Source organism: Gammaproteobacteria bacterium (assembly GCA_016765075.1).
GTDB lineage: Bacteria > Pseudomonadota > Gammaproteobacteria.
On record JAESQP010000023.1, the window covers coordinates 1 to 5,569 of the forward strand.

Here is a 5,569-nt window from a genome sequence, read left to right on the forward strand (position 1 = left end):
GAGCCAGGTCAAGTGAACTCCTAAAGCCTATAGGGCCAGGATAAAGTCCACCAACTTCTCGATGTTTTCATCACTCACACGCGGTGAGTAAGGAGGCATTGCTGCCGTAATCCCTTCATCTGCCCAGGCTCCCTTACCGCCTTTAGCAACCTTGGTTAACAGGTACGCTTTACCCGCAGCCTTGTCACCAGCATATTTTGCAGCAACATCTTTCCAGCCTGGACCAAGCACCTTTTTTTCAATTGAATGGCATGCAAAACAACCACTGGCTTTGGCTAATGCTTCATCTGCACTTACCGTGCTAACACCTACCATTAAACTCGCAGCTGCTGCTGCACTCACAATCCAACGTGCTTTCATGTTAATTTCCTCTGTTAATTGCAACGTACTCCCCTTCAGGGGGGCAAAACTGAGCCTTGGGGTTCAGCGTTACTTAAAAAATACCTAAGAAGGCTCTCGTGGACTACGGTTGTTATTACTATTAAAGACAATGTTTCGCTTAGAATAGAGCGTGTAATCACACAAAACCTTGGTATAACATTAAGCCTAAAAAGCTTAAGCGCGCCTTTATGCCATGTAGCACATTAGGCTGTCAAGCTCACGCCAACCTTGGCGCGTGATGGCTTTGTCGATTTTAGGCGCCGGCGTTTACGTTGAGCAAGGCCGGATAAAGAGTTTATTTTTTGCTTTCAAAGGGCAGTAATAATAACCTAGGTAGGTGCAGCCGGTCTGGTTGGCGGTATTCGTCAAGCCCTATTTTCATCTCGTTATGGCCAGATTGTGGTTGTGCGTGGTAACTGCCAAAGAGGCGATCCCATATCGCAAGACTAAAGCCAAAGTTTGAATTGGTTTCCTGGTTTATGGTGGAGTGGTGTACGCGATGCATATCAGGTGTGACGATGATCTTGCGTAGCCAGCGATCAAGCATAAGCGGCAGACGTAGATTGCTGTGGTTAAACATAGCGGCTGTACTCAAAATAACCTCAAATAGCAAAACGCCGAGCGCTGGTGCACCAAGTAGTAATATGGCAATGCATTTGATGAGCATCGATAAAGCGATTTCGATAGGGTGAAAGCGAAAACCTGTGGTGACATCAATATCGAGATCCGTGTGGTGGACTTTATGTAGACGCCATAAAACCGGGACATGATGAAAAATGACGTGCTGCCAGTAGATCAGCATATCGAGCAAGATAATCGTCAGCAGCACTGCAAACCAATCAGTCAGTGACAGCCAGTTCATCAGACCCCACTGCCGTTCATTGATTGCAATGGCGAAACCGACCGCTGCCGTGGGAAACAACACACGTACTATGAGCGTATCAAGTGCGGCAATGCCAATATTGTTAAGCCAGCGCTGCCACCAGTTGCTGCGCAGTGTTCGGCGCGGGAAAAGGGCGCTAAGTACGCCCAAACACAGTAGCGCACCGAGAAATAAGCTGAGCCGAAAGCCGCCTTCGTTGCTAATGATGTCCATAAACCTAGAAACCTCAGTTGGATCACGCAAGTCCACGCAAGTTCTTGGCGCACCTGGCAAAACAGAAAAAACTCTCATCACCAATAAGGTGACCACGAATTTTTCCGTTTCACCATGCACACCAATATCTTACGCGTCTTTTTCGCGCCCAACCGAGGTTTCTAGGTTAATTCTTATGCTGCCATGGGTGTGCTCAAGGTTCTTATATTGGCGCCGATGTAATGATTACCTATCAGGTAGCACGTGAAACATTGGCGTGGACAAACGAAGTCCTTGGAATGAGTGAAAACGCCCATACATTATATACTGGTTAGTCGTGGCAGTTTGCAGCCCCATCTTTATTACCGTTTCCTTAACGATTACGTTAACATTGGGGGCGAGCACCACAATTCCCTGAGGCTGAATAGGAGATAGCGAGTGAGTGGTAATATTGTTCATGTATCTGATGCGTCGTTTGACGAAGAAGTATTGAATTCGGATACGCCGGCACTGGTAGATTTTTGGGCTGATTGGTGTGGTCCTTGTAAAATGATTGCCCCTATCCTTGAAGAAATCGCTAATGAATATGGCAACAAGGTAAAGATTGCCAAATTTAATATTGATGAAAACCCAGCGACGCCTCCGCGTTATGGCATTCGTGGTATCCCAACACTCATGTTGTTTAAAGGCGGTAATGTCGAAGCGACCAAGGTTGGCGCATTATCTAAATCACAGTTGTCGGCTTTTCTGGATAGTAATTTATGACGTAATGGCGATGAGAAAGGCCTAGACCTTTCTCATTTTTCATGATAGCGTAGCTAAAAAGGTATATACACAAAACCGCCGATTCCAGGCGCTCCTCCTAATTTCCCGCTAGACACACACTGTGTCTCATCTTCTTACCAAATCAAGCGAATAGAGCCTATGTCTGCTACTGTCGAAAAAATCCAAGCTAAAAATAACATCAACGCGCAAAAAGATAGCCCTCAGAGCGCGCAAAAAGAGAGCCCCCAGAACGCGCAAAAAGATAAACCCCAGAAAGAGGGTAAATCGCGCAACCCACGTCATCAACGTAACCCACGTCATCAACGTAACTCGCGCAACCATCACAATGACAGCCACGAAGATGTGCCTGATTCAGAAAACACGATGAATCTCACTGAATTAAAACAAAACACACCGACTGAGTTAATCGAAATTGCGCAATCGCTGGGTATTGACGATAAGGCAAGATCACGTAAACAAGACATTATTTTCGCTATTCTTAAGGCCGCTGCCAGAAAAGGTGAAAACATCTATGGCGACGGCGTGTTGGAAATTTTGCAAGATGGTTTCGGCTTTTTACGCTCAGCTCAAGGTTCTTATCTTGCTGGCCCCGATGATATCTATGTTTCACCAAGCCAAATTCGACGCTTTAATCTGCGTACAGGTGATACCGTATCCGGCAAAATCCGCCCACCTAAAGATGGCGAACGTTATTTTGCCATGCTCAAAGTTAATGAGATTAATTTTGAATTGCCAGAAAATGCCAAGAACAAAATTTTATTTGAAAATCTGACACCGCTATTTGCCAATGAGAGACTCAAATTAGAGTTAGGCAATGGCAGTACCGAAGATATTACCTCGCGCGTTATTGAGCTGGTTTCACCGATTGGTAAAGGCCAGCGTGGTCTGATTGTGTCACCGCCTAAAGCGGGTAAGACCATGATGTTACAAAACATCGCACATTCAATTACCACGCAAAACCCGGAATGTTACGTCATCGTTCTGTTGATCGATGAGCGCCCTGAAGAAGTCACCGAGATGGAACGTTCTGTGCGTGGCGAAGTCGTCTCCAGTACCTTTGATGAGCCAGCGACGCGTCATGTGCAAGTGGCAGAAATGGTAATGGAAAAAGCCAAACGGTTAGTTGAACACAAGCGTGATGTCGTTATTTTACTTGATTCAATCACCCGGTTGGCACGTGCTTATAATACGGTGATTCCTTCGTCGGGTAAGGTGTTAACGGGTGGTGTTGATGCCAATGCTTTACATCGTCCTAAGCGTTTCTTTGGTAGTGCTCGTAACATTGAAGAAGGCGGTAGCTTGACGATTATTGCGACGGCTCTAGTTGAGACCGGCTCACGTATGGATGATGTGATTTACGAAGAGTTTAAAGGTACTGGCAATATGGAGTTGCACCTTGATCGCCGTATTGCCGAAAAACGCATTTATCCAGCGATCCACCTTAATCGTTCTGGTACGCGCCGTGAAGAATATTTGACCCAGCCCGATGAGCTGCAAAAAATGTGGATACTACGCAAGCTTTTGCATCCGATGGATGAACTGGCGGCAATCGAGTTTTTGCTTGACCGACTTAAGGGCACCAAGACCAATGCCGAGTTTTTTGAGTCGATGAAACGCTAAAATAATATGTTACCGGTTCTTTTGCTTAATTAAGCTTGCCGCAACAGCCACTTTTACGTACCATAGCCAACCCTTTTGAACCGTATTCATAAAGCACTTATGGATGGCGGCGAAACTATTAAGGAAACACCATGAAGGCTGATATTCACCCTAAATACGCAGAAATGACCGTTACCTGTAGCTGTGGTAACACATTCCAGACTTGCTCAACCTTGGGCCAAGATCTCAGCGTTGAAATTTGTTCACAGTGCCATCCATTTTATACGGGTAAGCAGAAGATTATCGATACGGCTGGCCGTGTTGACCGTTTTAACCAAAAATACGGCAAAAAATAAGCGGTATTCGTGCCATGTGAGCGCGCACTTACCCCCACGCCTTCACGGAGCCTGCCTCGTGCTTGACACGGGGGGCAAGCCCTTTGGGGTGCGCTGTACTTTGTTCGCTGTGTAAATTCATCTGCTGTCGTCTACGCTGGCTAGCATTATGACTCAGGATCACTCCCCCGCCTTTTTTTGCCGAGTGTGTTGGCTACTGTTATTGGCCAGCGTCGCGGTTGGTTGTGCAGTCAATCCGGCAACTGGCGAGCGCGATTTTGTGCTAATGAGCGAAGCTGCCGAGATTAAGCTCGGTCGCCAATCGCATCAGCAAATCATTGATCAATTTGGCCTTTATGACGACTCTGAGCTTCAGTCCTACGTGCAACAGGTGGGAGAGCAGCTTGCTCTCAAGAGTCATCGCGCTGATTTAGTCTACCGTTTTACTGTGCTTGACAGCGATCAGGTCAATGCTTTTGCTCTGCCTGGCGGCTATATCTATATTACTCGCGGCATTATGGCGTATCTCAATTCCGAGGCGGAATTGGCCGCTGTGCTTGGCCATGAAATTGGCCATGTCACCGCGCGTCATGGTGTGCAGCAGCTCAGCCAGCAGCAAGCAACTGGATTGGGTTACTTGATAGGCTCTATTTTTGTGCCGGCGCTGCGTAGTGCTGGGGCACAAAACCTGTTTAATCTGCTTGGTAGCGCCTGGGTTCGCGGTTATGGCCGCGAACATGAGTTAGAGGCGGATAGCCTGGGCGCTGAATATATCGCTCGCAGTGGTTATCAGCCCAAGGCAATGATCGAAGTTATCGGGGTACTCAAAGACCAAGAGATCTTTGATAAAGAGCTGGCCAAAAAAGAAGGCCGAGAGCCACGTGCCTACCACGGTGTGTTTGCAACACACCCCAAGAACGATACCCGTTTGCAACAGGTGGTTGGTAGAGCCAATGCGTTGGCGACAGCCGATGCCAACCAGATTAATCGTGATGAATATTTGAGCAAGATTGAGGGTATGGTGTTTGGCGATAGTGAGGCACAGGGTATTCGCCGTGGTTCGAGCTTTTATCATGCTGAGCTCGGTTTTGCGCTGGCTTTTCCAGAGGGTTGGCGCATCGATAATCGACCTAGCGCTATTGTTGCACAAGCGCCTCAGGGTGCGGCGGTAATACAGATTAGCGCCGAAGACATCAATAAACGCATTGCGGCGGATGAGTTTATAAAAACGCGGCTTAAGGTTAATGCATTGAAACAAGGGCGTACGCTAAGCAGTCATGGCCTTGAAGGCTATACTGGACTGACCCGTGGCAATACGCCTTTTGGTCAGCGCGATATTCGTGTCAGTGTGATGTATATGGGCACCAAGGCCTATACCTTCTTTGCGACGACC

Annotated in this window: 6 protein-coding genes; 4 read left to right on the forward strand and 2 right to left on the reverse strand. The window is 47.4% G+C overall.

The window, feature by feature from the left end; all coding sequences use genetic code 11:
• Positions 1-27 precede the first annotated feature (27 nt).
• Together JKY90_01420 and JKY90_01425 are read right to left on the reverse strand one after the other, a co-directional pair.
• Positions 28-360, reverse strand: a complete 333-nt coding sequence (locus JKY90_01420) for a c-type cytochrome (protein MBL4850928.1) — start codon at positions 358-360, stop codon at positions 28-30.
• 316 nt (positions 361-676) lie between these two features.
• Positions 677-1,477 carry a sterol desaturase family protein gene (locus JKY90_01425; GenBank protein ID MBL4850929.1) on the reverse strand — a complete coding sequence of 267 codons (801 nt, stop codon included), beginning with the start codon at positions 1,475-1,477 and terminating at the stop codon, positions 677-679.
• A 417-nt stretch (positions 1,478-1,894) separates the two neighbouring features.
• On the opposite strand from JKY90_01425, the gene trxA reads away from it, so the two are divergent.
• The 4 genes from trxA to JKY90_01445 all read left to right on the forward strand — a co-directional run.
• Positions 1,895-2,221 (forward strand): thioredoxin TrxA, encoded by a 327-nt coding sequence (gene trxA, locus JKY90_01430; GenBank protein MBL4850930.1) that lies wholly within the window; start codon positions 1,895-1,897, stop codon positions 2,219-2,221.
• Positions 2,222-2,380: 159 nt separating this feature from the next.
• Complete coding sequence (gene rho, locus JKY90_01435; protein MBL4850931.1) at positions 2,381-3,862, forward strand: transcription termination factor Rho; 1,482 nt, start codon at positions 2,381-2,383, stop codon at positions 3,860-3,862.
• 131 nt (positions 3,863-3,993) lie between these two features.
• Positions 3,994-4,197: a 50S ribosomal protein L31 gene (gene rpmE / locus JKY90_01440; GenBank protein ID MBL4850932.1), complete on the forward strand. Its 204-nt coding sequence runs from the start codon at positions 3,994-3,996 to the stop codon at positions 4,195-4,197.
• A gap of 148 nt (positions 4,198-4,345) precedes the next feature.
• Positions 4,346-5,569 (forward strand): M48 family metalloprotease (locus tag JKY90_01445; GenBank protein ID MBL4850933.1); only part of this gene is annotated, 1,224 nt, incomplete at its 3' end.